We start from the raw sequence: 1718 nt of genomic DNA on the forward strand, positions 1-1718 counted from the left end.
AAAAGCCAACAAATATAAACGGTAGTAAAAAAATAGCAAGCAAGCTTATTTGTAGCTCACTTACTATTATTACTTCTATCGATTATTTTTAATGGTTATTACTTTTTGAAATGCACTACTAAGTTTGGCACTTTGTAAGCAGAATCAGCAATAATTCGTTGATATCGAGCTTGCAGTGCAGCTATCCGTTTACTTTGAGTTAGCTTCTCCTTTCGTTCTTCTAGCTGACGAATTTGTTCTTCCAGTTCGCTAATTTGTTCATCAAGCTTCCGCAACTTTAACCCATTGCGTTTCATCAGAGAAACTTCCTCAGCCCGGATATCTTCTTCTAGCCTTGCCAACTCGGTTGAATCTTTTGAGCTTGCATACTTTTGGCGGAAACATAACACAACTTTTGCTACGCTATCTTGATAGACAATGTTATTCTTGTTATGCTCTTGGTTGTATTGTTGGATAGTGAGAGCTTCAGAAATCGCCTCAAGTTCAGCAGATTCTAGCTGTTGAGAAAATTCATTAAGTTCAGCTTTGAGTGTAACAAATTTACGAATTGCTTGATCAGTTTCAGGAAGAATATCAGACTGAAGTTCAGACTTGATTGAGTTAATTTCAGACTTTTTAGGAATCATCGAATTTACAATTGAGTGAATTACTTACAGAGAAAAAAACCAGGAATAAATAGATAAACTTCTCCATCTAATCCTGGTATAATTAACGAGGCTATTTGAATATTTATTGTGTGCGTTTCTCAGGACTTGCTATTAGCGATAATAATGGCAGGTTCTTTTTCTTGAGAAATAACTTCGACTTGTACAAAATCAGTATCATCTTCTTCACATTCAAAAACTGGTTCGGGAAGATGAGTATAAAAATCGCCAACATTATGATTCTGCACCCACCATTCAGGTTCGTTGTTGATGCTTTCCACTGTGCTATTTAGCCACTTGATAAAAGCCGCTTTTACATCACCGGGAGCCATGCAATCACAATTTTGATAACCCGTTAGCTGCAACCGTTCGACTATTATTTCCAAGTCAAATTGTTCAATCTGTTGTTCTGTTTTCTGCATGATATGAATTTCCAAAAAACAACTAAGCCAAAGAAGCGGTAGAAACTTGCAATTCAACAGGCCCTAGCAAAACCATTTGACCTTCAGATGTCAGCAAATAACTTCCGGGTTCAAACACATTTCTTACATCATTAATTCGTAAATGCTGCCAAGTAATTGCCCCACAAGAGTAAGTTTGCCAGAGTCCAGATTGCCAAATAAATTCGCAGAGATAATAGCTATATTTTGGGTCAAGATATTTTGGAGCCAACATCCCAAAACAGCCTTTCTTATATTCTCGGATAGGCTTGCCCAATTGTTCTTTTGTTCCCTTGTTAATTAACCAAAAATCCGCAGCAAGGAATGCAGAGTGAATCTTCCAAAGATACGGATGTCGTTCAAAGTGTTTAATTTCTGACTGCATCTCAATTTCCAGTAGAGAACTGAAAAAAGAGGCGGTAGATCAGAATAAAAAAGACCCCACCTTGCGATGGAGCCTGCCGAAACTTTTAGGGAATTGCCGGATAATACCGTCTGGTTTTATGACCTTTCCTTAAAGGAACCAACTGAGAATAAACCAAACGCTTTTCTTCCAAAATATAAAGTTTAGCTTTGGCCGCACCCCCATCTGGAAATTCTCCATAAATCTCGCCGATTTCATCAAGTATTTCCG

3 protein-coding genes are annotated in these 1718 nt (G+C 37.6%); all 3 read right to left on the reverse strand.

From position 1 onward, the window contains the following. Positions 1 to 98: 98 nt before the first annotated feature. The 3 genes from L8106_RS29085 to L8106_RS29095 all read right to left on the reverse strand — a co-directional run bounded on the left by L8106_RS29085 (position 99) and on the right by L8106_RS29095 (position 1469). On the reverse strand, positions 99 to 626 hold the full coding sequence (locus L8106_RS29085; protein WP_009788172.1) for a hypothetical protein: 528 nt from the start codon (positions 624 to 626) through the stop codon (positions 99 to 101). Between the two features lie 119 nt (positions 627 to 745). Further along, positions 746 to 1066 carry a hypothetical protein gene (locus L8106_RS29090; protein WP_009788173.1) on the reverse strand — a complete coding sequence of 107 codons (321 nt, stop codon included), beginning with the start codon at positions 1064 to 1066 and terminating at the stop codon, positions 746 to 748. Positions 1067 to 1088: 22 nt separating this feature from the next. Beyond that, on the reverse strand, positions 1089 to 1469 hold the full coding sequence (locus tag L8106_RS29095) for a DUF6943 family protein (RefSeq protein ID WP_009788174.1): 381 nt from the start codon (positions 1467 to 1469) through the stop codon (positions 1089 to 1091). Positions 1470 to 1718 lie beyond the last annotated feature (249 nt).

The organism is Lyngbya sp. PCC 8106, from assembly GCF_000169095.1.
Classification (GTDB): domain Bacteria; phylum Cyanobacteriota; class Cyanobacteriia; order Cyanobacteriales; family Microcoleaceae; genus Capilliphycus.